Origin of the sequence: Deinococcus aquiradiocola, assembly GCF_014646915.1 — a bacterium.
Taxonomy (GTDB): Bacteria; Deinococcota; Deinococci; order Deinococcales; family Deinococcaceae; genus Deinococcus; species Deinococcus aquiradiocola.
This window is the reverse complement of record NZ_BMOE01000006.1, coordinates 26393-50726: the sequence shown is the minus strand read 5'-3', so window position 1 is coordinate 50726 and position 24334 is coordinate 26393. Positions and strand designations below refer to the sequence as shown.

The window sequence follows — 24334 nt, the reverse complement described above, 5'->3', positions numbered from 1 at the left end:
CGTTCCGGGTGGGGCTGCCCAGGTGTGAATCACACGACCGGAATCGTGTGCAGCCGTGTGGAAGGTACACTACCTGGATGACCGACGCGCTGCCCTTGCCGGACCTCGGCGTGTCCCGCCCGCTGCTCGTGCAGGACCTGCTGCACCTGCCGGTCCTGGTGGGCGCCACGCTGCTCGCCGGGCACGCGGGCCTGGGCATGGTGGTACGCCGCGCGCACACGGTGGAGCAGCCGGACCCGGAACGCTGGGTGCGCGGCGGCGAGCTGCTCCTCACGACCGGCGCGGGCTGGGCGGGCCGCGTCACGCCCGAAACCTTCGTGCGGCGGGCCGCGCGTGCAGGCGTGTCGGCGCTCCTCGTCGCGGAAGGCCGGGACGCGCTGACCGTCACGCCTGCCATGCGGCGCGCCGCGGACGCCCGCAACCTGCCGCTGCTGAGCCTGCCGTGGCAGGTGCCGTTCGTGGACGTGCTGGACGCCATCAGCGCCGAACTCATGAACCGGCAGCAGGCGCTGATCGTCGCGAGCGAACGCATCCACCAGGCGCTCACGCAGGCGGCCGTCACGGTCGCCACGGTCGACGCCCTCCTCGACCGCTTCGCGGGCATTCTGCGCACCGACGTGCAGTTCAGTCCTGCCGGAACGCCGCTCCCCGGTCCGGACGGTGCGTGGGCGGCCGTGCCCGTCACCATCGGCCGGGAGGACGTCGGGCGACTGCGCGGCGTGCTGCAGCCGGACCGCGATCCGGACCTGCAGGCGCGCGCGCTGGAGCACGCGGCCACCATCCTGGCGCTGCACCTCTCGCAGGCGCGTACCGGGGCACTCATCGAGGCGCGCCTGCGCTACGCGGCGCTCGACGCGCTGTTCAGCGGCGGGTGGACCGACACGCCCAGCGTCCGCGCGCGCGCCGCCGCGCTCGGCTACCTGCCGCAGCAGCCGTACCGCGTGTGCCTGAGCGCCGTGACAGGCGGAGAAGCGCTCGCCCCGCACGTCCCGGAACAGCCGGAGGCGTTCCTGCAGCGCGAGGCGCTCGCCCGGCACGTCGCGCAGCGCCTCCAGGCGCACGGCGTGCCCGCCCTCCTGACCGTGAACCTCAACCGCGTGGAGTTCCTGCTGCCGGACGACCCGGCCCTGGTGCGGCGCTTCACGGCCACCGCACCCGGCGAGACGGAAAGCGTCACCCTGATCGGCCCGCGCTGCGAGCGCCCGGAAGACCTGCCCGCCGCGCATGCCGAACTGTCACGCGCGTTCCGGGGCGTCACCGGTCCCGGCGTGCACCACTACGAGGACCTGCTGCTCCCCAGACTGCTCGGCAGCGTGTCGGACCTCGCCGCGCTCCGCGCCTTCCACGCGCGCCTCCTCGGGCGGCTCGACGCGCCCGGCGTGCCGGGCCACCTGCGCGTGACGCTGCAGGCCCTCGTGGACAGCGGATTCCAGCAGGCCTGGACGGCCCGGCAGCTGGGCGTGCACCTCAACACCCTGACGGCGCGCGTGCAGCGCCTGGAGACGCTGCTGGAACTGGACCTCGGCGCGCCCTTCACGCGCTTCGAGCTGAGCCTCGCGCTGCACCTCGAACGCCTCGGCCCGCCCCGCTGAACAGGCCCGGCCGCGTTCACCTGCGGCGCCCTCGGTTCAGGTGGCGGGTGCCGCGTCCGTCTCGCCCCACACCACCGCCCGCGCCCGCCCGGCGGCCTTCGCGCGGTACAGCGCCTCGTCCGCAGCATCCTTCAGCGACACCATCCCGGACAGCCCGTGCCCGGCCACGCCGATGCTGACCGTCACCTGCCCCAGCGGGTGCGCCGGGTGCGGGATCGCCGCGTCCCGCAGGGCCGCCAGGATGCGGTCCGCCACGCACCGCCCGCCCTGCAGGTGCGTGTCCAGCAGCAGCACCGCGAACTCCTCGCCGCCGTAGCGCGCGACCACGTCCGCCGCGCGGTTCACCTGCGACCGGACCACCCGCGCGACCTGCTGCAGGCACGCGTCGCCTGCCGGGTGCCCGAGCGTGTCGTTGTACCGCTTGAAATGATCGATGTCGAGCAGCAGCAGCGTGACCGGCAGGCCCGTCCGCGTGTGCAGCGCCAGGGCCCGCTCGTACCCCTGATCGAAGGCGCGGCGGTTCGAGATGCCCGTCAGGCCGTCCGTGAGCGACAGCGTCTCCAGCTGCGCGTTCAGGTCCGCGAGCCGATCGTTGAGCATCTTGAGCTCCGCTTCGCGTTCCCGCCGGGACCGCAGGGCGCGCGTCAGGCGGGCCGCGCTGGACGCACGCGCGCACAGCGCGCCGGGCCGGACCGGCTTGGTGACGTAGTCGTTGGCGCCCGCCGCGAAGGCCTCGTCCAGCCGGTCCTCCTCCTGCATGGCCGTCACCATGATGACGCTCAGGTCCTCCAGGTGCGGGTGGGCGCGCAGTTCACGCAGGAAGGTCAGGCCGTCCGTGTCCGGCATCACCAGGTCGAGCAGCAGCACGTCCACGTCCGTGACGCCGCCCGGCATGCCGAGCAGGGTGCGCGCGTCGTCCAGCGTCGCGGGCGCGGTGACGGCCGCGCCGGTGGGCGTGAGGGCGCTCGCGAGCATGGCGCGCATCAGGGGGCTGTCGTCGACGATCAGGACATTCACGGTGAACCTCGTTCGGGAGCGGTGGGGGAGGGGACGGAAGCGAGGACGGCGAGCCAGAAGGCGGGCAGGGCGTGCGGGGGCGTGTCGCGGCGCGGGCGGCCCTGGGCGTGCAGTCCGGCCTGCCGGGACTCCGCGACCCGGTCCGGGCGTTCGCTCAGGACGCTCAGCCGGTCCGGCGGCCAGCCGAGCCGCAGGGCGTCCCCGGCGAGCTGGCCGGACACCACGCCGAGCGTCTCGCCCGCGTACGGCCGGGCCTGCCGGTGGAGGACGACCCGCGCTCCGACGGAGCGCAGCAGGTCCGCCACGGCCTCGCCCGCCAGCCGGGAGTCATCCATCACCACGGCACTCGCGGCGGGGAGGGAGGCGGGCGGCGCGGGACTGACGGGCGCGGCGACAGTACCCTGAACGTCCTGGCCCACTGACGCGGCCTTCAGCGCGGCCGCCAGCGCCTCCTCCTGCATGGTCGCGGGCAGGCCGGGCGTCAGCTGCCCCAGGCTGGCGCGCAGGTGATCGCGCACCCCGAACGACAGCGCCAGCCAGCCCTGCCCGGCCCTGGACGCGTCGTCCCGCCACCTCTGCAGCAGGTCCTCGAAGGCGCCCGTCACGAGCCGCAGGCCATGCAACTCCAGCATGGCGGCCCCCCCCTTGAGGGAGTGCGCCGCCTGGAACGCCGAACGGATCGCCTGCCCGTCCGACGCGTCGTCCTCCAGCCGGTGAAGGCTGCGCTCCAGCAGCAGCAGCTGGGATTCGGCCTCCTCCGCGAACAGCGGCAGGAACGCGCCCGGGTCGAGCGTCATGCGTTCCTTCCCAGCAGGCCCGCCAGTTCCTCGGGCGTCAGCACGTAACTCGGACGTTCCCGCTGCAGCGCCTGCTGCGGCATGGACGGCAGGGACGCCGTGGCGGGCGCCTGCACCACCGTCAGCGCGCCCGCCCGGCGCAGCTGCGCGAGCCCTTCCGCGCCGTCGTCGCCCATGCCGCTCAGCAGCACGCCCGTCACGGTCGGGGCGACCGGCACGGCCGACACGAACAGCCGGTCGATGCTCGGCAGGTGTTCCAGCCCCGGACGGCCCGGCTGCAGGTGCAGCACGCCGCCCGACAGCCACAGGTGCTGCCCGTCCGGCGCGACGAGAATCTCGCCCGCCCGCAGCGGGTCGAGGTGCCGGGCCACCCTCACCTCGCTGCCCGTCACGCCGGACAGCCACGACGCGAAGTTCTGCCCGAACCCGCCGGAGATGTGCTGCGCGATCACGACCGTCCCGGACGGCTTCAGGTTCCTCAGCGCGACGGACAGGACCTTCGGCCCGCCCGTGCTCGCCCCGATCAGCGTGAGCCGGGGGGGCACCCCGGCCGGGCCGCCTCCCTGCACGCGCTCCGGGCCGCCCTCCGCGCCCGCCGTGGGCCGCAGCAGGCGCGCCGCCGCGTGCAGGTCCGGCAGCGTCACCGCGCCCGGCACGGCCCCGCCGATCACGATCACGCGCGCCTGCACGCGCCGCGCCGCGCGCGTCACGTCCGCGAGGGGCACGTCCGGCAGCGGCGCCATCAGGATCAGGGCGCTGCCGCTGCCGGGAGTGCCCTGCAGGTGCGTGAGGGCCGCCGTGACGGACGACGTCAGCAGACGCGGTGCGGCGAACAGGCGTGCCGCCAGCTGCCGGTCCTCCAGGCGCGGCGACACGAGCACCACCGGCGCGCCGTTCACAGGAGACGCTCCACCGTCTGCAGCAGCACGTCCTGCGTGAACTCACCCTTCACGAGGTACGCGTCCGCGCCGGCGTCCGCGCCCGCCTGCCGCTCGTCCGGCCGCGCGAGCGACGTGAGCAGCACCACCGGCAGCGCCGAAAGCTGTGTGTCGGCCCGCACCGCACGCGCGAGCTCCAGGCCCGACATGCGCGGCATCTCGACGTCCGTGAGCAGCAGGTCCACCGGCGTGGAGCGCAGCACCTCCAGCGCCTCCAGTCCGTCATCTGCGGACTGCACCTCCAGCCCCGCACCTTCCAGGATCTGGCACAGCAGCTGCCGCGTGACGGCCGTGTCGTCCACCACCAGCACCCGCCTGCGCACCGCTTCCGGGGCGGGCGACAGCGTCTGCACGCCCACGCTGCGTGCCAGGAGCGACGACACGTTCAGCACCGGCACGACCGCGCCCGACGGCAGGATCGCCGCGCCCTCCAGATACGGCGACCCGGCGAGCGGCCAGCCGAGCGGCTTGATCACGATCTCCTGCTCGTCCAGCAGCGACTGCACCAGCAGCGCCAGCCGCCCGCTGCCCTGCCGCAGCAGCAGGTACGCGCCCTCCACGGCAGGCGAGGCGTCCCCCATCAGGCGCGCCAGGGACGCCGCCGGAACGAGGGCCGACCCGACCCGCACGACCGGGCGGCCCTCCAGCGACTCGGGCGGCCCGGCCCGGCCTGCGCGCTCCACCCACGTGATCGGCAGGGCCAGCGTCCACGCGCCGCTGCGGACCACCACCACCCGCGTCGTCGCGAGCGTGAGCGGCACCTGCAGCCGCACCAGCGTCCCGTCCGGCCCCGTCTGCAGCGTCACGTCGCCGCCCAGCGCGCGCGCCTGCGTGCGCACCACGTCCAGGCCCACGCCGCGCCCCGATAGGTCCGTCACCTCCTCCCTGGAACTGAAGCCCGGCGCGAACAGCAGTTCCGTCAGCTCCTCCGGGGCGGGGTCCGCGTCGTCCGGCAGCAGGCCGCGCCGCACCGCCGCCTGCCGCACGCCCGCCAGGTCGATGCCGTGCCCGTCGTCCGCGACCGTCACCTCCACGTGCCCGCCCCGGCTCACGGCGTCCAGCGTGACGCGCCCCACCTCGTCCCGCCCGGCCAGCACGCGTTCCGCCGGGCCCTGCAGGCCGTGATCGACGGCGTTGCGGATCAGGTGCAGCAGCGGCGCGCGCAGCCGGTCCATGGTGTGCCGGTCGAGGTCCACCTGCGCCCGCCCCAGTTCCAGCCGCGCCCGCTTGCCCGCCTGCCGGGCCGCGTCCCGCACGGCCGGCTCGAAGCTCTGCAGGTACGGCAGGGCAGGCTGCAGCCGCGCGGCCAGCACCTCACGCACCAGCGAGTCCGTCAGGGCCGCGAGCGACGTCTCGGAGCGCCGCACCTCGCGCCACGCCGCGTCGTCCGGCCCGGACCGCACCCGCGCGAGCCGGTCGGCGAGCTGCAGGCGCGCCGTCGTCAGTTCGCCCGCCAGCGCGAGCAGCGCGTCAAGTTTCCGCACGTCGATCCGCACCGACTGCGCCTCCTGCACCTGCGGGGGTGGCGGGGCGGACGCCTCCCTCACCGTCACCCCCGGACCGGGCCGCGCTGGCAGCGGCCCCCCCCGAACCGGATCCGGGTACACGGCCCGCAGCGCCTCCCGGTACCGGGACGGGTCCGGCAGCAGTTCCTCCAGCCGAGTCAGCTGCCGCGCCAGATCCTCGTCGCCCTCCACCGCCGCCGCCGCACGCAGCGAATGCAGTGCGCGCGCCGCGCCCTGCCCGCCTGCCTGCACGTCCGCCCGGGCCGCCTCGACCTCCGCGGCCAGCCGTTCGTTCACGCGCGCGCCCGCCCCCTCATGCCCGTTCCTGTCACGTCCTGTACCGTCCCGTCAGCGTCGTCAGGCGCTCCAGCAGCGTCTGCAGGTGACGCGCCACCTGCTGGTTGTCCTGCGTGACGTTCAGGTGCTGCAGGGTCGCGTCGTTGATGTCGTTCATCGCGATGGCGATCTGCTCCATGCTGAGCGCGTGCTGCTGCACCGCGTCCGCGATCTGCGACGCCATCCGCGACGCGTCCTCGTTCACGTCCGCCAGCGCCACGATCGTCTGCCCGGCCCGGCCGATCAGGGCGCTGCCCACCTGCGCCTGCTTGCTGCCCTCCTCGGTCGCGAGGACCGCCGCGTTCGTCGCCGTCTGCATGTCCTCCAGCTTCCGGCGGATCTGCGCGGTCGCCCCCTTGCTCTGCTCGGCCAGCGTCCGGATCTCCTGCGCGACCACCGCGAAGCCCCGGCCCTGCTCGCCCGCACGGTTCGCTTCGATCGCGGCGTTCAGCGCGAGCAGGTTCGACTGGTCCGCGAGTTCCGACACCGTCTCGATGATCTCCCCGATCTGCCGCGACTGCCGCGACAGCTGCAGCATGTTCTGCGCGATCGCGTCCACCCGCGCCTGCAGCTCCGTCATGCCGGCTTCGGCGTCACGGGTGGCGTCCACGCCCTGCGCGGCCACGCTGCGCGCCTCGTCGGAACGGCGCGCGACGCTGCCCGCCACCTCGACCGCGTGACGGCTGCTCGTGCGGACCTCCTCCACGGCGGCCGTCGTCTCCGCGATCGCGGCGGACTGCTGGTTCACGCTCGTCGCCTGCTGCGTGGTGGCCGTCACGAGGCTCTGGCTCGCCTGCGCGAGTTCCGACCCGACCTGCTGGTTCTGGTGCACGAAGGCGCGCAGCTGCTCCACCATCGCGCGCAGCGCCTGCCCGAGCGTGTCCGCGTCGGACCGGACGGGCGGCACGGTCGTCAGGTCGCCCTGAGACACGGCGTCCGCCGCGCGCGCCACCTCCAGCGTGTGCCGCGTCAGGTCGTGCACCGCCTGCCCCAGCACGTCCGCACCGTGCCGGACCGGGAACGACGTGTCGCTCACGCCGCGGCTGATGTCCACCATGGTGCCGGCCAGCGCCCGCTGCTGCACCGTCAGGGCCGACAGGGCGCGCAGCATCTGCCCGACCTCGTCCGCGCTGCCGTTCACGCGCACGTCGTCCAGGTGCCCGTCCGCGAGGCGCTGCGACACGCGCGCCACGTCCCGCACGGCGTCCGACACGCGCCGCATCAGCAGGAACGCCGCGCCGGTCCCCGCCGCCCCGCCGAGCAGCAGCGTGATCAGCACCCAGCGCTGCCCCGCCGCGAGTTCACGCGCGAGCGTGCCCTCCAGCAGGTTCAGGGTCCGTTCCCGCCCGTCCAGGTAGCCGTTCACGCTGCTCACGATTCCGGCCCGCTCACGTTCCAGGCTCGACTCGAACAGGCTTCTCGCCTGTGCGGGCGGCGCGGCCAGCACGGCGCGCAGCGCGTCGCCGTACCCGGACCAGCCGGTCCGGACGGGCGTCAGGGCTGCCGAGTCCGGCAGGCCCGCCACGAGCGTTTCGGCCTTGAGCCGCGCGGCGTCCACCGCCGCGTCCTGCGCGGGCACGCGGCCCGCCAGCAGCGCGCGGCTGACGCTCAGGCTGAGGCTGTTCGTCGCGCCGCGCACGTTCGTGAGCTGCCGCGACTCGCCGATCCCGGCCGTGAGCTCGGCACTCACCTGCCCGGCACGGTCGAGCGTACGGTACGACAGGACGCCCGTCAGGACGAGCGGGAGGAGGAGCAGCAGGAGCACACCGGACAGTTTCAGACGGATGGACATGAGGATACCTTCGAGATTCGGGTGAGGGGGGACAGGATACAGAGCGGAAGGACGAGCGGCGGGCCGTTCACGGTGCGTTCCAGGCCTGCAGCGGGCCGTGCAGCAGCCGTTCGAGGTCCAGCAGGGCCGCGTGCTCCGCCGCGAGGCCCGCCACACCCGGCGACGGGAAGGGCGGCGGCGTGAGCGCGTGCGGGTCCACCCACAGCAGGTCAGCGGTGTCGTCCACCAGCAGCGCGCAGCGGGCAGGCCCCGCCCCGGTGAGCAGCACGGTGCGGCCCGACTCGCCCGACACGCGCCCCGTGAGCAGCACGTCGGCACGCAGCACCGGGATCAGTTCCCCGCGCACCGCCTGCAGGCCTGCCACGACGGGCCGCGTGAGGGGAAGGGGCGTCACGGCCGCCTGGAGAATCTCCGTCAGATCCGCGAGACGCACCACGTACCGTTCGCCCGCGACGCGCACCGAAACGGCGTTCACCGGGGGACGCTGCCCCGACGGGACGCGGGAGAGCGTTTCCGTCCGGACGCGCATCAGCTCGTGTTCCCCTGCGTTCACGGGCGCTCCAGGCGCTGCCGCGCGGCAGCGAGGGCCGCCTGCCCGCGCGCGAGCGTCCACTCGGGCAGGTCCGGGCGGTCCAGAAGCGTCTGCACGAACTTCAGGGTGCGTGCCGCCCGGTCAGGCTGCCCGGCGTCCAGCAGCGCGAGCGCCAGGGCCAGCTGCGCGTCCGGGTCTTCCGGGCGCTCGTACGCCCGGCGGCGCACCTCCGCGAACGCGTCCACGGGCGGACCGGCAGGTACTGCCGGAACAGGCGTGAACGGAACCGGACGCGCAGGCGTGACCGGCCGCTCCATCCGGGGCACCTCCGGACGCGCCGCGGGCCGCCGGAACGCGCTCGCGCCCGGCAGCGGCACGAGTTCCAGCCCGAGTGCCGCGTCCGGCCGGGGATCGCTCGGCGCGAGCAGCAGCACCCCGCCCGGCACGAGCGCCGCCACCAGCCGCGCGTACACCCGCTGCACCGCCTCCGGCTGCAGGTAGATGGTCACGTTCCGGCACGACACCACCGACAGGCCCGTCATGGGCGCCGGGTCCTGCAGGTTGTGCACCAGGAAGCGCGCGGCCTGCCTCAGCGCGGGCCGCGCCCGGAACGCCTCGCCGCACCGCTCGAAGTGCCGGTCGCGCAGTGCGTCGTCCACGCCCCGGAACGACCAGCGGCCGTACTCGCCCCGCTGCGCGCTCAGCACGGCGTCCGCCCGCAGGTCCGACCCCCACACCTCCACCGGCACGCCCCGCTCCTGAAACACCGCCGCGAGCGCGTAGGCCTCCTCACCGGTCGAGCAGCCCGCACTCCAGGCCCGCACCACGCCCCCGGACGGGCGCGGCACGAGGTCCGGCAGGGCCAGCAGCTGCTCCCGGATGCGCATGAACCACGTCTCACCGACCGTGAACGCCGCCGCGACCTGCTCCGCCACCCTCGGCTGGGCCCTCGCCGTGCTCAGCAGGCCCGGCAGGCCCCCGTGCGCGGCCAGCAGCGGTGACAGGCGCTCCAGCGCGCCCGGCAGCTGCGCAGGATTCCAGCGCAGGCCCGACACGCCCTCCACCAGACGCTGCAGGCCCACCACGGCCGGATCGGGGTGCGGGGCGGCCGTCACGCGTCACCCCACAGGACCGGCAGCACCTGACCCGCGTGCACCGCGCTGTCCGCCCGGCCCGTCAGGGTCTGCAGGCCCTCCACGTCGTCCACCCACCACGCCTCGCGCCGCGGCGCGTGCAGCACCACCATCCGCTGCGACGGCGCGGGCGTCACGGCCCGCTCACGCCAGCGGTCCCGCACGTCCAGCAGCGGCAGCGTCTCGCCGCGCAGGTGCACCTGCCAGCCGCCGTGCGCGTCCCTGGACGGCAGCACCATCGGGTACACGCGCTCCACCCGCCCGAGCGGCAGCAGGAACCGCGCCTCGCCCACCCGGCACAGCAGGGCGTCCAGGCCCTCCACGGTCTTTGCCTGCCCGCCCGCCAGGGCCGCCGCGTCCCGCGTCACGCGGCCGCGCGTCCGGACGACCGGCAGGCCCCCTGCCGCGCCACGAAGGGCAGGACGGAACGGGCGGTCTGGAATGGGCGGGCAGCGCGGCGGTTCATGAACATCCTCCTGCCGTCCCGCGTGGAGGGGAGGCCGATGCGCCCAGCATAAAGGGTCCGCAGGCCTGCGCCGTCCCAAAACTTCACACTGCGCCGCACACGTGACCGCCGCGCCCGTGACACGCGCCCCCCCGGTGCACTACGCTCAGGCCGTGACCGTGCCCGACGACGTCCGCGGGCGCCCTGCGCCCCACCCTCAAGACCCCGCCCCGACCTTCCCGGCCGACCCGGCCCCCGAAACCCGCGACGCTGCGCCCGCCGGAACCACCCGCGAACTCCTGGCGCTCGCGTGGCCCCTGATGCTCAGCAACCTCGCGTACACCGCCGTCGGCTTCACCGACACCCTCTACATGGGCCGCCTCGGCGTGCTGGAGGTCGGCGCGGTCGGCCTGGCGGGCGTCGTGCTGTTCAGCGTCTCGCTGTTCTTCCGCGGCGCGCTCAACACCGCCGCCACCTTCGTCGCCCGCGCCGTCGGCGCTCAGGACCGACCCGGCGTCATCCGCTGGGCCGGAATCTTCCTCACGCTCTCCCTGACGGGGCTGCCGCTCGCTCTGGTCGGCCCGTGGCTCGTCGAGCACCTCCTGAACCTCATGCACGCCGAACCCGACATCACCCGCGTCGGCCTCACGTACGCCCGCATCCGCATCTTCGAGATTCCCTTCGTGCTGCTCGGCGCGGCCAGCCTCGCCATCATGCTCGGCCTCGGCAACACCCGTACCCCCATGCTGCTCTCCTGGCTGCTCGTGATCGTGAACGCCGTCCTGGCCGCCGTGTTCGTGTTCGTGCTGCACTGGGGCGTCGCGGGCGCCGCGTGGGCCAGCCTGATCGCCGTGAGCGTCCAGGGTCTCCTCGCGTACCTGCTGCTCGGCCTGCACCGCAACGAGTACGGCCCCTTCCGCTTCGTGCGCCCGGACACGAAGGAACTGCGGTCCGTGGCGCGCATCTCCGTCCCGGCCGGCGCGACCGACCTCGGCGAGGTGAGCGCCTTCACGGTGTTCCTCGGGATCATCGCGCGGCTCGGCCCGACCGAACTGGCCGCGTCGCAGATCGCGAACCAGTTCGCGAGCTTCGGGTTCCTGCCCGCCTTCGCGCTGTCCGCCAGCACCTCCAGCCTGCTGTCCCGCGCGCTCGGCGCGGGCCGCCCCGACCTCGCCGCCCGCATCGGCTGGCGCGGCGCGGGCCTCTCCGCCGCCCTGATGGCCGTCCTCACCGCCGCATTCCTCGCGTTCCCGCACGCCCTGATCCGCCTCTTCAACTCCGACCCCGGCGTCCTCACGCTCGGTTCGCGCGTGCTGGCCGTCATGTCCGGCTACATGCTCCTCGACGGGCTCGGCATCGTGCTCGGCGGGGCGCTGTCCGGCGCGGGCGACACCCGCTTCCGCCTGCTCGTCACGCTCAGCGGCGCGTGGCTGCTGATGGTGCCCGGCGCGGCCCTCCTCGCCCCGCGCTACGGGGTGAGCGGCGCGTGGTTCGCGGCCCTGCTGTACATCGCGCTCGTGGCCGCCACGTACAGCTGGCGCTTCTGGTCCGGCCGCTGGCGCCGCAAGACGCTCTGAGCGGGATTGCCCGACTCCACCCTACACTTTGCCGGACGTCAGCGCCTACACCCGCGAGAACAGCGCCAGTCCGGCCTCCGTGACGCTCAGGTCCACGCTTCCCTCCTGCACGAGGTACTCGGCGAGAGCGGCCGTCTGGTCGATGAGCAGCAGCGCCTGCCGGTCGTTCAGACGCGGATGCAGCCGCCGCGTGAGGTCCATCACGCTGGCAGGCGTGTCCAGGGCGTCCAGCGTGGCGCGCAGCTTGTCGGCATACCGGTCGCGCAGGTCCCGGACGCGGTCCCGCCACTGCAGCATGGGCGCGTCGTGCCCGCCGAACGCCACCGTCACGCCGTCCAGCCGCTCGATGCGGTCCAGCGACGCGAGGTAACGGCGCAGGCCGAGCTGCGGATGCACCAGCGCGGGCATCAGCGGCGGGGAATTCAGCGGCAGCAGGTGATCGGCGCTGAGCAGCACCTCGTCCACCACCAGGCACACCTGCCCGGCCGCGTGCCCCGGCGTGTGCAGCACCCGGAACACCCCGTCGAGGTCCTGCAGGTCCGTCAGGGGCGTCTGCACCGTCACGCCCTCCGGCAGCATCAGGTTCCGGGCACGGTTGCGGACGCGCGTCAGGTACGGGTCCTGCACGCCGGACCAGCGGATGGCCGCCTCGACGCGCGCCACCTGCGCGTCCCGCGCCGCGAACGGGTCCGCGAGGCCCGGCACGTCCAGCACGTGCGCCGCGACCGGCGCGCCCGTCAGGCCACGCACGAACGGCAGGCCCGCCACGTGGTCCGGGTGCGCGTGCGTCGCCACCACCCGGTCCAGTCCCTCCCACGACACGCCCGGCTCGTGCGCCCGCACGGCCTCCAGGCCCGCCGCGAGGCCCGACGTGCTCGCCGGGTCGGCGCTGCCCGCGTCGATCAGGGCCGAGTACGCGGGGCGCCGCGGGTCGCCCGTCACGAACAGGTACGCGTTCACCCGGAAGTGCGGGAACGCCTCCAGCGACAGCGTGTACAGGCGGTGACCGGCCGCCGTCACGTGCCGCGCGGGACCGGACGCGTCCGGGAGGGTGGATGCAGGCATGGCCGCCACTGTAGCGCCCGCCGCGCCGCAGGAGGCGTGCCCCGCGCAGGGACGCGCCAGCGGAACGCACCGTCCGGAGGACACGGACGCGCCGCCCGTGCGCTACGCTGGCCGGTGGGAAGACCTGTGCCGTCATCCTGGACGCTCGCCACACGCGGCGCCCGAGAAGGAGTCCACCATGAACGAACAGCAGACCGGGGCGACCGCCCCGCAGGACCGCCCTGGCTTCAGCCGCCGCTACGACGTGCAGGGCCTCGACGCCATCGACGTGGCCGTCCTCGACACCTTCCCGCAGCTGCGGGACGACGACACCACCCGCTACCCGGGCGAACCGATGGAGATCACCATCCGCACCGACGAGTTCTCGCCCGTCTGCCCGTGGAGCGGCCTGCCGGACTTCGGCGAACTGGTGATCCGCTACCTGCCGCGCGACACCTGCGTGGAACTCAAGAGCCTGAAGTACTACCTCACCAGTTACCGCTTCGTGGGCATCTACCACGAGCACGCCACCAAACGCGTGCTGGGCGACCTCGTGCGCCTCCTCGACCCGCTCAGCATGCACGTCACCTGCGACTACGGCATGCGCGGCGGCATCCGCACCGTCGTCACCGTCAACTACGTCGCGCCGGACCACACGCCCGCCACCCGGACGTCCTGATGCCGTGGACGCTGACGTCGGAATTCACGTTCGACTCCGCGCACGTCATCAGCGGGTACGACGGTCCCTGCGGCCGCCTGCACGGGCACACGTACCGCGTCCGCATGCAGCTCACGAGTGAGCGCCTGCGGCCCAGCGCGCACGTCAAGCGCAGCATCATGGTCGCCGACTTCAAGACCCTCAAGTGGGCCAAGAAGGACGTCGACGCGGGCGGCCTCGACCACGCGTACCTCAACGACCTCCCGGAACTCGGGGACGACACCACCGCCGAAGTCGTCGCCGCATACATCCACCGCCACACCATGCGGCGCGTCCGTGCCGACCTGCAGGACGGGGACGACGGCGCGGACCTGCGGCTGCGCGTCACCCTCTGGGAGACGCCCGACAGCTGCTGCGAGTACTGGGAAGCATGAAGTACCCGGTGTACGAGCGGTTCTACACCTGGCAGGGCGAGGGCGTGCACCTCGGCGCCGCCGCGTACTTCATCCGCCTGTACGGCTGCCCGCAGGCCTGCCCGTGGTGCGACAGTGCCGGGACCTGGCACCGGGACTACCGGCCGGAAGGCGTCACCCTGATGAGCGCGCACGACCTCGCGGAGGTCGTGCGCGCGGAGAGCCCGGCGGGCGCCATGGTGGTCATCACGGGCGGCGAGCCGATCCTGTTCGACCTGGCACCCCTCACGGACGCCCTGCACGCCCTGGGGCGGCGCGTGCACCTCGAGACGAGCGGCATCGCCCCGCTGCGCGGCGAGCTCGACTGGGTGACGCTGAGCCCGAAGCCGTTCGGCACGTGGCCCACCCCTGAAGTGGTGGCGCGGGCGGACGAGGTCAAGATCATCGTGCATGACGTGAGCGACATCCAGGCGGGCCTGGAGACGCTGGACGGCCTGCGCGGGGAAGCGGTGATCTGGCTGCACCCCGAGTGGAGCCGGGCCAGGGAGCGGGACATGACGGTGCTGAACGCGATCACGGACACGGTGAAACGCCATCCGCGCCTGCGGGCCGGGTACCAGATGCACAAGCTGTACCGTGCGGACGACCTGGACCCTTCGAGTGACAAGCGACTCATCCCGCTCGGCGGGAACACGGAACTGGGGTACTGACATGACGGAAACACATGAGACGGTCCAGACACACCGGCGCGCGGTGGTGCTGCTCTCGGGCGGGCTGGATTCCAGCACGACGCTGGCGATGGCGGTGCGGGAGGGGTACAGCTGTACGGGCCTGTCGTTCCGGTACGGGCAGCGGCACACGGTGGAGTTGGAGCGTGCGGCGCAGATCGCGCGGCACTTCGGGGCGGACCACCGGGTGATCGACATCAACATCGGGTCGTTCGGGGGGAGCGCGCTGACGGACGCGGCGATGACGGTGCCGACGGACGGGACGGAGGACGGGGTGATCCCGTCGACGTACGTGCCGGGGCGGAACACGGTGTTCATCGCGGTGGGGCTGAGCCTGGCGGAGGCGATCGGGGCGGAGCGGGTGTACCTGGGGATCAACGCGGTGGATTACAGCGGGTACCCGGACTGCCGCCCGGAGTACCTCGCGGCGTTCCAGACGCTGGCGGACCTGGCCACCAGAGCGGGGCTGGAGGGGCGCGGGGCGGTGCTGACGGCGCCGCTGGTGAGCATGACGAAGACGGACATCGTGAAGGCGGCGCTGGAGTTGGGCGTGCCGGTCGCGTGGACGTGGAGCTGCTACCAGGGGGGCGAGGAGCCGTGCGGGGTGTGCGACTCGTGCCGCATCCGTGACCGGGCACTGATCGAGGCGGGCCACCCGGAACTCGCCACCCGGCACGCGCAGGCGCAGACGCACTGACCGCGAGGCAGGCATGAAGAGGCGAGGCCCCCGATACCGTCCGGGGGCCTCGCCTCTTTGCGCTTCAGGGCTTCAGAAGAGCTGCGCCGCGCGGAAGCACAGCCAGCCGAGCGCGGTGCAGACGGGAATCGTGAGCACCCACGCGATCACGATGCGGCCCGCCACCTGCCACTTGACGTGCTTGTAGCCCTTGGTGGTGCCGACGCCCATGATGGTGGTGCTGATGACGTGCGTGGTGCTGACGGGAATTCCGAGGCGGCTCGCGCCTTCGATGATGCTGGCGGCGCTGAGTTCCGCCACGAACCCGTCGATGGGTTTCAGGTCCACGACCTTGAAGCCCATGGTGCGGATGATGCGCCACCCGCCCGTCGCGGTCCCGAGGCCCATGGCGCCCGCGCAGCTGAGCACCACCCAGGTGGGCACGGTGTCGAGGGTGCTGCCGAGATACGCGCCGAGCGCGAGCGTGATGATGCCCATCGTCTTCTGCGCGTCGTTCCCGCCGTGCGAGAACGCCATGAACGCCGCCGAGAACACCTGCAGCGGCCGGAACACGCGCGTGACCGTGCCGGGCCGCATGTGCCGCGCGAACAGCCACAGCACCACGCCCATCAGGATCATGGACACCGCGAAGCCCAGCACGGGCGACGTGACGAGGCCGAGCAGCGTCTTGTTCACGCCTTTCGGGACGATGGCGCCCCAGCCGCCCGCCGCGACGCCCGCGCCGACGAGGCTGAACACGAGCGCGTGACTGCTGCTGCTCGGCAGGCCGCGCCACCACGTGATGAGGTTCCAGACGATCGCGGCGACGAGGGCGGCCGCGACGAGCCGCAGGTCGCCCGCGATGCCGGGCGCGACGATGTCGCGGCTGATGGTTTTCGCGACGGCCGTGCCGGTGAGCGCTCCGACGACGTTCATGACGGCCGCCATGCCGATGGCCTGCGCGGGCGTGAGGACGCGCGTGGCGACGCTGGTGGCGATGGCGTTCGCGGTGTCGTGGAAGCCGTTGATGTAGTCGAAGATCAGGGCGAGTGTGACGATGCCGATCAGGATGAGGAGGGCGGTCGTCATGCTCAGGCGTTCTTCAGCAGGATGCTCTCGACGGTGGCCGCGACGCGCTGCGCCTGATCGGTCGCCTGTTCGAGCAGGCCGACGATCTCGCCGGTCCGCATGGCGCGGATCATGCCCTGCACGTCCGTCACGCCGTCGTACAGCGTGGACTGCACCTCGTCCCCGAGCCGGTCGGCGTCGTCCTCCAGCTCGCGGACGCGTGCCGTGATGCGGTTGAGCTCGTCGGCGCGTTTCAGGTGCTCGAGGAGCGGCATGGCCTGCGCGAGCAGTCTGGCCTGCTCGTGCGCGATCCGGGCGAGCGCGAGCGCCTGCGGGACGGGGGTTTCCACGCGGTACAGCTGGAACATCCGTCCGGCCTCTTCGAGGTCGTCGACGAGGTCGTCGAGGTGCGTGTTCAGTTCGAGGATGTCGGCCCGGTCGAACGGCACGATGAACGACGCGGCGAGCACGTTGAGCGTCTCGCGGCTGAGGCGGTCCCCTTCGTGTTCGAGGTCGCGCAGGCGCTTCACCTTGCCCTGCAGGTCGGTGTAGTCCTCGAGGAGCGTGACGAGGGCCTGAGCCGTCACGACGGCGTTCTCGGCCTGCGCGGTGAACAGCGCGCCGAACTTCGTGTTCTGTGGGAGGAGGCGTGACATGACCATGCGCCCATTGTGTGCGGCGTACTGCGCGGATGCGTGCCGGGCAGTACGCGTCCCCTTGCGGTTTTCTTGGGGTTTGCGCCCTGCAGACGGCCAGGGTGAGCGGCGCGCCCCGGGGGAAGCGCGCCGCTCTCACTGACCCGCCGCAGATGGCTGCAGCGGGTGAACGGACTACAGGGGCCGTTCGGGGCGGCGGGCGACGAGGGCCAGCAGGGCCAGGGCCGACAGGCCGCTCAGGCTGAGGGGGGAGAGGACGGGGATGTTCGACCGGAACTCGCGCGGCGCGCCGGGTGCACCCTCGCCGCCCTCTGCGCCCTGTGCGGTGTCCTGCGTGGTTCCGGCGGCCTTCGCCTGCGCCTGACGCTGCGCGAACTTCGCGGCGTCCTCCTGCCTCGTCTCGCGGTGCTCGAGCGTGCCGTACGCGCCGACCAGCGTCAGCACGCCGAACAGCACCATCACGGTGGTTCGCACGGCCCGTGCGCGCGCGAACGCCAGCAGGCTGAGCAGGAGGCCGATCAGGGTGGCCGCGAACCCGATGATCTGCGAGCCCTCCTTGTAGTGGTCGAACAGATACAGCTCGACGGCGAGGAACGCGAAGCCGAGGACGCACGCGACCATCACGACCTCGGGGAATTTCGTCTGCACGGTGCTGCTGAGGGTGGAAGCTGCCATGCCGCACCCTAGCGGGACGGTGTGAAGATCCGGTGTAGTGGCCCGCGCAATCCCAGCGGTTCGTGAAGGCATGAAAAAACGCTCCACCGTCCGGGAGCGCGGGGGTGGAGCGGGGTGAGGTCAGGGGGCCGTTTCGGTGTCCTGCCGGCGGGCGCGCACCATGTTCTTCTGCAGCGGCATGAAGCTCCCGCCGGCCAGGAAGCGTCCGAGTTTGGTGACGGTCGCGTCGTGTTCGGTCACCCAGCGCTGCTCGGCGACGGTGAGCCTGTACGTGCTGCTCAGCAGGTACGTGGGTTTCTTCTCGCCGCTGGGCAGCAAGGCGTACAGGACGGTGGCGAGGCGTTCACCTTCGAAACTGCTGAGCCGTTGGCCGGCCTTCTTGGCGGCCGCTTCGGTGGGAAAGAGACGGAGGGGCTTGTCGGACATGCCTTCAGTATGCGGCCCAGACGCGAGATTTGTCTTGAGGGCGCTCCAGGCGGTCTTCACGGTGCGGGGTCACTGCCGGGCCGCGAGGAACGCGACCACGTCCCGCAGCTGCGCGGCGCTGAGCACCCCGGCGTAGGGGGGCATGCTGGCCGCGCCGTTCTGGACGCGCCACGTCAGCTGCTCGCGGTCGAGCCGGGCGCCCACGCGGCTGAGGTCCGGGCCGCGCAGGCCGCCCTGCTCGTCGATGCGGTGGCAGAGGATGCAGGACGCGCTGTGGAACACGGCCGCGCCGCGCCGCGCGGCCGGGTCGCTGCCGTGCACGGACGCGGCCCGCAGGGGCGGCGCGCCGAACTTCGGAAGCCACGGTTCGCGCTCGCCGAGTACGGTGAGGCTCACGACGAGCGTCACGCCGACCACGACCACGGCGACGGCCCACGGGCGGCGGCTCGGGGCGCGCTCACCGCGCGAACTCACGAGCGGCAGCAGGAACATCGCGCCGAACACCAGCAGCGGCGCGAGGATCAGCAGCGGGTTCGTGACGCTGTACGGCCACAGGGCCAGCACCGCGAAGTACCAGATGAGGTACCAGTCGGGTTTCGGGTCGGCCTGCACGATGCTCGGGTCGGGCGGGGCGCTCAGGGCGGGCGCGCCGATCCGCCACGCGAGGAACGCGACGATCAGGATGCAGGCACTCCCGAAGAGCGCGTCGCGCCACGCGGCGTCCGGCCAGAACGGCACGCCGTCCCGCTGCACGAGCGCGCGGTAGCGGTCGCGGTACGTGCGCCGGTCGACAGGTTCGCCCGGTTTCGGCGGTTCACTGATGCCGTTGCGCAGCACGAGCGCGACGTGCAGGCCGATCAACACGATCATCAGGCCCGGCAGCCACAGGGCGTGCAGCGAGAACAGGTGCGTGAGCGTCCCGGCGTTGAGGGTCGCGCCGCCCATCAGGAAGCGCGCGAGGACGGGGCCGATCCCGGGCGCGCGCGAGGCCTGCTCGGCGCCCACCACGACGCTCCACACGGCGTTCTGGTCCCAGCGGAGGACCTGTCCGGTGAAGGCCATGGCGAGCGTCAGCACGAGCAGCACCACGCCGCTCAGCCACTGCACCTCGCGCGGGTACTTGTACGCGGCCATCAGGTACACCCGGATGAGGTGGATGCCGATCATGACGACCATCAGGGACGCCCCGAAGTAGTGCAGGCCGCGTACGACGGCTTCCATCGTGCCGGGCCGCGAGATGGCCTGCAGGCTGCGGTAGGCCGTGGCGCTCGACGGTTCGTAGAAGAGCGCGAGCGTGATGCCGGTCACGACCTGCAGCACGAACGCGAACAGGGTGGCGGACCCGAACACGTACGCCCATCCGCTGCGGCGCGGGACGCGGTGCGCGGCGACGCGCGCGACCGTCCCGACCAGCCCGGTGCGTTCCTCCAGCCACGCGAGCGGTCCGCGGGCGGGGAGGTGCGGCGCGCCGGTCTCTTCCGCGGGCCTGCCGTCCTGTTCCCGGGGCGTCACGCGCCGCCCCGCAGGGTGGGGAGCGGCTGGTCCCACGGCTGCACCTGCACGTCCTGACCGTTCAGCCGCACCTGCAGGCGCTGCAGCGGGATGCGGGGCGGTCCGGCGAGGTTGCGGCCGTCCGCGCCGTACACCCCGCCGTGGCACGGGCAGAAGTACAGGCCGGAGCGCGCCTGGTGCTGCACGGGGCAGCCGAGGTGCATGCAGGTGTTGTGCAGCGCGAGCCAGCCGTCCGGCTGCCGGGTGAGCCACGCGGTGTCCTTCCGGACGGCGCCGCTGCCCGCCTCGGCGTGCGGGCGGGTGAAGGTGACGAGCGCGGTCTGCCCGAGCGGGAAGTCCTGCACCGTGCCGACCGTCTGCCACCTGCCCGGCCCGGCGTGCCGGAAGGCGGGGTCCAGCACGGCGCGCGCCACCGGGTACCCGGCGGCCGCGGCGGCGAGCGTGCCGCCCGCGAGCGTCACGAGGGCGAGCGTCTGCCGCCGCGTGAGCTCGCTGTCGCGCAGGGGGCGCGCCTGCCGGCGTTTCACGCGCTCTCCCGCAGCGCGTCCCGCGCCCACAGGGCCGCGCCCGCGAGCGAGACGGCCGCGCCGAGCACGGCGACGCTCCACGCGCCGACGAGCACGCCGACCGTCCCGAGCGCCAGTCCGAACGCGAGCGTGACGGGCGCCAGGGTAGGGGGCGTGTCCAGCATCTCGCGCGGGCGTGTCCAGCCTTCCGGCAGGGCCTCTGCGGCCAGCCCGGGGCGTTCCGGGGCGGGCGTGACTTCCGGCGGTGCGGGGGCGTGCGCGGCGGGGTCGCGGCCGATCAGGCGCAGCAGCAGGTACGCGGGCACGCCGAGGGCGCGCAGCAGCAGCGTCCACGGGCGGGCGGCGGGCGGGTCAGGGGGTGACTTCATGCGGGACCTCCGGGGTCTTCAGGTGTGAGATCAGGGTGGCGAGCGCGGCGAGCATGACGACGCTGCCGCCCACCACCCACATCAGGACGCCGCCGAGCGCGGTGTCGTCCGCCCGGGCCGGGTACACGCCCGCCGAGAAGGTGAGGGCGGCCCCCAGGCCCGCGCACACCGCCATCTGCAGCAGCAGCGCGCCCGCAGCGCCCGCGCCGCCCTGCGCGGCCCGCAGCCACAGCGGGAGCGCCGAGAGCAGGTACAGCGCCGCTTCGAGCGCGTGCCCGGCGGGCGTCATCAGGCGCGTCATCACGTGCGGCTGGTGCAGGCCGAGCAGCACGGCGGCGCAGAGCAGCACGGCGAGCACGCCGTCCGGGCGGGGCCGCCAGCCGGGCACGGCCAGCACCGCGAGCGGCGCGGCCGCGAGGCTCAGCAGCAGGTGGGCGGCCATGTGTTCGCTGAACGGCCAGTCTCCCCCGCGCAGGGACGCGGCGCCCAGCGCAGCCGACCCGAGCGCCGCGAGGACGGCTCCCGCCAGCGGCAGGGGACGGATCACGGTCCCCGCCACACGTACAGCAGCAGGAACAGCAGCACCCACACGGCGTCCACAAAATGCCAGTACAGGCCGAGCGCGTCCGTCACGCCGCGCCTCCGCCACCCGAGCCGGTCCCGGAAGCGCAGCGCGGCCAGCACCAGCAGGGCGAGCGCACCGAGCAGCACGTGCAGGGCATGCAGGCCCGTCAGCGTGTAGTACCCGGTGAAGAACAGGGTGCTGGACACCCCGTACCCGGCCTGCACGAGCTGCAGCCACTCCTGCAGGGTGCCTGCCACGAAGGTCAGCCCGAGCAGGCCCGTCAGGGCGTACAGCACGCCCGACACGCGCGGCACGTCCCGCAGTCGCTCGGCGGCCCACAGGGTGCCGCTCGACGCCCACAGCAGCACGCTGAAGACGAGCGTGCCGCTCAGGTCGAGGTGAGGGGCGCCCTGCGGCGCGTGCCGGCGCAGGTACAGGTGCCCGACGATCAGCAGCGTGAACGTCACGGCGTCCCCGAACAGGAAGAGCGCCATGCCCATGCGGCCGCTGCTGACGCGCGAGATGGGCGGCGGGGCGGCCGCGTGCGAACCGCTCACCGCGGGTGCTCCTGCTCTTCCGGGCGGATATGGCCGTGCGTGCGGTCGTGCCGTGCGGGCCGCCGGTGGTCCGGGTCCTCCGGGTGCGCGAGGTCCCACAGGGGCCGCCTGGACTTCACGGGCGGAAGCCGCGTGAAGTTCCCGGCAGGTGGCGGGCTGCTCGTCGCCCACTCCAGCGTCCACGCCCGCCAGGGGTTGTCGCCTGCCACGCGGCCCAGCTGCCGGCTCACGACCAGGTTCACGAGCACGAGCACCAGTCCCGCCCCCATCACGAAGGCGCTGACGGTCGAGACGCGGTTCAGGGCGCCCCAGCCGGGCAGGTCCGGGTACGTGTACACGCGCCGCGGCATCCCCATCAGGCCGAGCGCGTGCTGCACCAGGAACACGCCGTTGAAGCCGAGTGTGATGAGCCAGAAGGCGGCCTTGCCGAGCGTGTCGCCCAGCAGGCGGCCCGTCATCTTGGGGTAGTAGTGGTGCAGGCCCGACAGCAGCGCGAACAGCGTGCCGCCCATCAGGACGTAGTGGAAGTGCGCGACGACGTAGTACGTGTCCGTCACCTGCCAGTCGATGGGGAGGACCGCGAAGCTCACGCCGGTCACGCCGCCCAGCGTGAACTGCACCAGGAACGCGAGCGCGTACAGCATCGGCGTCTCGAAGCGGATGCTGCCGCGCCAGAGGGTCGCGACCCAGTTCAGGACCTTGATGCCGGTCGGAATGGCGATCAGCATGGTGCTGGCCGCGAAGGCGAGGTTCACGGGCCGCGAGAGGCCCACCGCGAACATGTGGTGCGCGTACACCGCGAAGCTCAGCACCGCGATGGCGAGCGTGCTGCCCGCCACGAACTCGTACCCGAAGATCGGTTTGCGGGCGTACACGGGAATCACCTCGCTGATGAGCCCCCAGGCGGGCAGGATCATGATGTACACCTCCGGGTGCCCGAAGAACCAGAAGTAGTGCTGCCACAGCAGGGCGCTGCCGCCGTGCGCGAAGTTGTGCCCGCCGAGCGCGCGGTCCACCTCCAGCATCACGAGGGCGGCGTTCAGGGCGGGCATCGCGAACACGATGATGACGCTGTTCACGAAGGCCATCCACGAGAACATCGGCATCATCCACAGGCCCATGCCGGGCGCGCGGTAGCGCAGGGTCGTCACGATCAGGTTGATGGCCGTGAGGGTGCTGCCGGTCCCCATGAAGATCAGCGCGGCTGCCCAGAAGTCCGTGCCGAGGCTCATGCTGAAGGGCCGTTCGCTGAGCGGCGCGTACGCGAACCACCCGGCGGACGGCGGGCCTTCCAGCAGGCTGAGGTACAGCAGCAGCCCGCCGAGCGCGGTGATCCAGAACCCGAAGGCGTTCAGGCGCGGGAAGGCCATGTCGCGCGCCCCGATCTGCAGCGGAAGCAGGTAGTTGCTGAAGCCGAGCAGCATCGGCATGACCGCCAGGAAGATCATGGTGGTGCCGTGCAGGGTGAAGAAGGCGTTGTACGTCTCGCCGGTCAGGACGGCGTTGCCGGGCGCGGCGAGCTGCACGCGCATCACGAGCGCTTCCAGACCGCCGATCAGGAAGTACAGGCTGCCGAGCGCGAGGTACAGCAGCCCGATGACCTTGTGGTCGGTGCTGGCGAGCAGGCTGGCCGCGCCGCGCAGGCGGGTGCGGGTACGGGTGGGGGAGGCCGTCATTTCAGGGTCTCCAGGTACGTGGTGAGCTGCGTGAGCTGCTCCTGCGTGAGCGGGTAGCGCGGCATGCGCGTGCCGGGCTTGGCGCGCTGCGGGTCCTGCAGCCACGAGCGCACCTGCGCCGGGGTGCGGCGCAGCGCGCCGCCCGCGAAGGTGGCGCGCGACGCGAAGTGCGTGAGGTCCGGGCCGACCGTGCCGTGCGTGCCGAGGCCGCGCACGGTGTGGCACTCGCCGCAGCCTTCCCGGACGAGGAGCGCGGCGCCCTGTGCGGCCGGGCCGGTCGCCGCGGCGGCGGGGCGCGCCTGACGGGCGAGCCAGGCGCGGTAGCTCGCTTCCGGTTCGGCGATCACCGTGAAGCGCATCCAGGCGTGCTGCGCGCCGCAGAATTCGGCGCAGGCGCCCAGGTACCGGCCGGGCCGGTCGGCCTGCAGCCACAGGCGGCCGTTCTGGCCGGGGACCGCGTCGAGTTTCCGGCCGAGCTGAGGCACCCACAGGTCGTGGATCACGTCGGCGCTCTGCAGCTGCACCAGCATGCGCCGTCCGGCGGGGATGTGGATCTCGTTGGCGGTCCGGGCGACGCCCTGCCCTTCGGGGTTGCTGCCGCGCGGGTAGCTGGCCTCCCAGTACCACTGGTGGCCCGTGACGATCAGGTCGGGGCGGCCGTCCTGCCCGGTGTGCGGGTCGGCGCGGTTCATGGTCCACCACGCGAGCGCGAACAGCAGGGTGAGCAGCAGCGCGGCGAGGACCATCCAGATCACCTCGTCGCGGGCGTTCCCGAACAGCTGGGGCGGTTCGCTGCGCGCGCCGCGGTGCCGGTACTTCCAGCTGAAGTACAGGGTCGCGCCAGTCACGGCCAGGAACACGGCGAGGCCGAGCGCGAGCGTGAACACCGTGAGGTGCGTGATCGGTGCGGCGAGGGGAGAGGCGGGCTGCAGGACGGGAACGGCCGCGGGGGCGCTCACGCGGCGGGCAGCGGGGCGGGCGGGAGCGTGCGGGGACCGGTCATGGGCGGCATTGTATTCTCCGTTTCGTTTTGCCCGTGTGAGCGGAGGGTCTGCGTTTGCTCAGGCCCGTCAGGGGTAAATGTACGGTGAAGGCAGGGGGCCGGGGGATGGTGCGCCGGA

26 protein-coding genes are annotated in these 24334 nt (G+C 73.1%); 6 read left to right on the top strand and 20 right to left on the bottom strand.

Annotated features, from left to right (window positions below):
• The first annotated feature begins 77 nt into the window (after positions 1–77).
• Positions 78–1592, top strand: coding sequence for a PucR family transcriptional regulator (locus tag IEY33_RS10195; RefSeq protein WP_188963101.1), 1515 nt, complete (start codon positions 78–80; stop codon positions 1590–1592).
• Positions 1593–1628: 36 nt separating this feature from the next.
• Here the strand turns inward: IEY33_RS10195 and IEY33_RS10190 are convergent, their stop codons facing one another.
• The 8 genes from IEY33_RS10190 to IEY33_RS10155 all read right to left on the bottom strand — a co-directional run bounded on the left by IEY33_RS10190 (position 1629) and on the right by IEY33_RS10155 (position 10010).
• A complete protein-coding gene (locus IEY33_RS10190; RefSeq protein ID WP_188963098.1) occupies positions 1629–2609 on the bottom strand; it encodes a GGDEF domain-containing response regulator in 981 nt (326 codons plus the stop codon).
• Positions 2606–3406: an Hpt domain-containing protein gene (locus IEY33_RS10185; protein ID WP_188963096.1), complete on the bottom strand. Its 801-nt coding sequence runs from the start codon at positions 3404–3406 to the stop codon at positions 2606–2608. Before IEY33_RS10185 ends, IEY33_RS10190 begins: the two co-directional genes overlap by 4 nt.
• Entirely contained in the window at positions 3403–4305 is a 903-nt protein-coding gene (locus IEY33_RS10180; RefSeq protein WP_188963094.1) for a CheB methylesterase domain-containing protein, read from the bottom strand. The genes IEY33_RS10185 and IEY33_RS10180 overlap by 4 nt, the downstream gene beginning before the upstream one ends.
• Positions 4302–6146, bottom strand: coding sequence for a hybrid sensor histidine kinase/response regulator (locus tag IEY33_RS10175; RefSeq protein WP_188963092.1), 1845 nt, complete (start codon positions 6144–6146; stop codon positions 4302–4304). The genes IEY33_RS10180 and IEY33_RS10175 overlap by 4 nt, the downstream gene beginning before the upstream one ends.
• Positions 6147–6177: 31 nt before the next feature.
• Entirely contained in the window at positions 6178–7977 is a 1800-nt protein-coding gene (locus IEY33_RS10170; protein ID WP_188963090.1) for a methyl-accepting chemotaxis protein, read from the bottom strand.
• A gap of 67 nt (positions 7978–8044) precedes the next feature.
• Positions 8045–8530, bottom strand: coding sequence for a chemotaxis protein CheW (locus IEY33_RS10165; RefSeq protein ID WP_188963088.1), 486 nt, complete (start codon positions 8528–8530; stop codon positions 8045–8047).
• Positions 8527–9624 (bottom strand): CheR family methyltransferase, encoded by a 1098-nt coding sequence (locus IEY33_RS10160; protein WP_188963085.1) that lies wholly within the window; start codon positions 9622–9624, stop codon positions 8527–8529. Before IEY33_RS10160 ends, IEY33_RS10165 begins: the two co-directional genes overlap by 4 nt.
• Positions 9621–10010, bottom strand: coding sequence for a chemotaxis protein CheW (locus tag IEY33_RS10155; RefSeq protein WP_188963082.1), 390 nt, complete (start codon positions 10008–10010; stop codon positions 9621–9623). Before IEY33_RS10155 ends, IEY33_RS10160 begins: the two co-directional genes overlap by 4 nt.
• 250 nt (positions 10011–10260) lie before the next feature.
• Between IEY33_RS10155 and IEY33_RS10150 the strand changes: the two genes are divergently transcribed.
• A complete protein-coding gene (locus IEY33_RS10150; RefSeq protein WP_229670925.1) occupies positions 10261–11664 on the top strand; it encodes an MATE family efflux transporter in 1404 nt (467 codons plus the stop codon).
• Positions 11665–11709: 45 nt separating this feature from the next.
• On the opposite strand, the gene IEY33_RS10145 is transcribed toward IEY33_RS10150, so the two are convergent.
• Positions 11710–12729, bottom strand: coding sequence for an MBL fold metallo-hydrolase (locus IEY33_RS10145; RefSeq protein ID WP_188963080.1), 1020 nt, complete (start codon positions 12727–12729; stop codon positions 11710–11712).
• 178 nt (positions 12730–12907) lie between these two features.
• Here IEY33_RS10145 and queF point away from each other — a divergent pair, with 178 nt between their 5' ends.
• Genes queF through queC form a run of 4 tightly spaced genes read left to right on the top strand, consistent with a single transcriptional unit; the run spans position 12908 to position 15204 of the window.
• Entirely contained in the window at positions 12908–13387 is a 480-nt protein-coding gene (queF, locus tag IEY33_RS10140) for a preQ(1) synthase (protein ID WP_188963325.1), read from the top strand.
• Positions 13387–13800, top strand: coding sequence for a 6-pyruvoyl trahydropterin synthase family protein (locus tag IEY33_RS10135; RefSeq protein ID WP_188963077.1), 414 nt, complete (start codon positions 13387–13389; stop codon positions 13798–13800). The genes queF and IEY33_RS10135 overlap by 1 nt, the downstream gene beginning before the upstream one ends.
• Positions 13797–14489: a 7-carboxy-7-deazaguanine synthase QueE gene (locus tag IEY33_RS10130; RefSeq protein ID WP_188963074.1), complete on the top strand. Its 693-nt coding sequence runs from the start codon at positions 13797–13799 to the stop codon at positions 14487–14489. The genes IEY33_RS10135 and IEY33_RS10130 overlap by 4 nt, the downstream gene beginning before the upstream one ends.
• A 1-nt stretch (position 14490) precedes the next feature.
• Entirely contained in the window at positions 14491–15204 is a 714-nt protein-coding gene (gene queC / locus IEY33_RS10125; RefSeq protein ID WP_188963072.1) for a 7-cyano-7-deazaguanine synthase QueC, read from the top strand.
• 72 nt (positions 15205–15276) lie between these two features.
• On the opposite strand, the gene IEY33_RS10120 is transcribed toward queC, so the two are convergent.
• The 11 genes from IEY33_RS10120 to coxB all read right to left on the bottom strand — a co-directional run bounded on the left by IEY33_RS10120 (position 15277) and on the right by coxB (position 24172).
• The gene (locus IEY33_RS10120) at positions 15277–16272 is read right to left on the bottom strand and encodes an inorganic phosphate transporter (RefSeq protein ID WP_188963069.1); all 996 of its coding nucleotides are present in this window, start codon (positions 16270–16272) and stop codon (positions 15277–15279) included.
• Between the two features lie 2 nt (positions 16273–16274).
• Complete coding sequence (locus tag IEY33_RS10115; RefSeq protein WP_188963067.1) at positions 16275–16913, bottom strand: DUF47 domain-containing protein; 639 nt, start codon at positions 16911–16913, stop codon at positions 16275–16277.
• A 168-nt stretch (positions 16914–17081) separates the two neighbouring features.
• On the bottom strand, positions 17082–17582 hold the full coding sequence (locus IEY33_RS10110; RefSeq protein WP_188963065.1) for a hypothetical protein: 501 nt from the start codon (positions 17580–17582) through the stop codon (positions 17082–17084).
• A gap of 120 nt (positions 17583–17702) precedes the next feature.
• Positions 17703–18008, bottom strand: coding sequence for a hypothetical protein (locus IEY33_RS10105; RefSeq protein WP_188963062.1), 306 nt, complete (start codon positions 18006–18008; stop codon positions 17703–17705).
• Between the two features lie 69 nt (positions 18009–18077).
• The gene (locus tag IEY33_RS10100) at positions 18078–19520 is read right to left on the bottom strand and encodes a cytochrome b N-terminal domain-containing protein (protein ID WP_188963059.1); all 1443 of its coding nucleotides are present in this window, start codon (positions 19518–19520) and stop codon (positions 18078–18080) included.
• Positions 19517–20047, bottom strand: a complete 531-nt coding sequence (locus IEY33_RS10095; protein ID WP_188963057.1) for a QcrA and Rieske domain-containing protein — start codon at positions 20045–20047, stop codon at positions 19517–19519. Before IEY33_RS10095 ends, IEY33_RS10100 begins: the two co-directional genes overlap by 4 nt.
• Complete coding sequence (locus IEY33_RS19275; RefSeq protein ID WP_229670924.1) at positions 20044–20415, bottom strand: hypothetical protein; 372 nt, start codon at positions 20413–20415, stop codon at positions 20044–20046. The genes IEY33_RS10095 and IEY33_RS19275 overlap by 4 nt, the downstream gene beginning before the upstream one ends.
• A complete protein-coding gene (locus tag IEY33_RS10085) occupies positions 20399–20962 on the bottom strand; it encodes a cytochrome c oxidase assembly protein (RefSeq protein WP_229670923.1) in 564 nt (187 codons plus the stop codon). The genes IEY33_RS19275 and IEY33_RS10085 overlap by 17 nt, the downstream gene beginning before the upstream one ends.
• Positions 20959–21537 carry a cytochrome c oxidase subunit 3 gene (locus IEY33_RS10080; protein ID WP_229670922.1) on the bottom strand — a complete coding sequence of 193 codons (579 nt, stop codon included), beginning with the start codon at positions 21535–21537 and terminating at the stop codon, positions 20959–20961. The genes IEY33_RS10085 and IEY33_RS10080 overlap by 4 nt, the downstream gene beginning before the upstream one ends.
• Positions 21534–23213 carry a cytochrome c oxidase subunit I gene (gene ctaD, locus IEY33_RS10075; RefSeq protein ID WP_188963052.1) on the bottom strand — a complete coding sequence of 560 codons (1680 nt, stop codon included), beginning with the start codon at positions 23211–23213 and terminating at the stop codon, positions 21534–21536. Before ctaD ends, IEY33_RS10080 begins: the two co-directional genes overlap by 4 nt.
• The gene (gene coxB, locus IEY33_RS10070; protein ID WP_188963049.1) at positions 23210–24172 is read right to left on the bottom strand and encodes a cytochrome c oxidase subunit II; all 963 of its coding nucleotides are present in this window, start codon (positions 24170–24172) and stop codon (positions 23210–23212) included. Before coxB ends, ctaD begins: the two co-directional genes overlap by 4 nt.
• Positions 24173–24334: the final 162 nt, after the last annotated feature.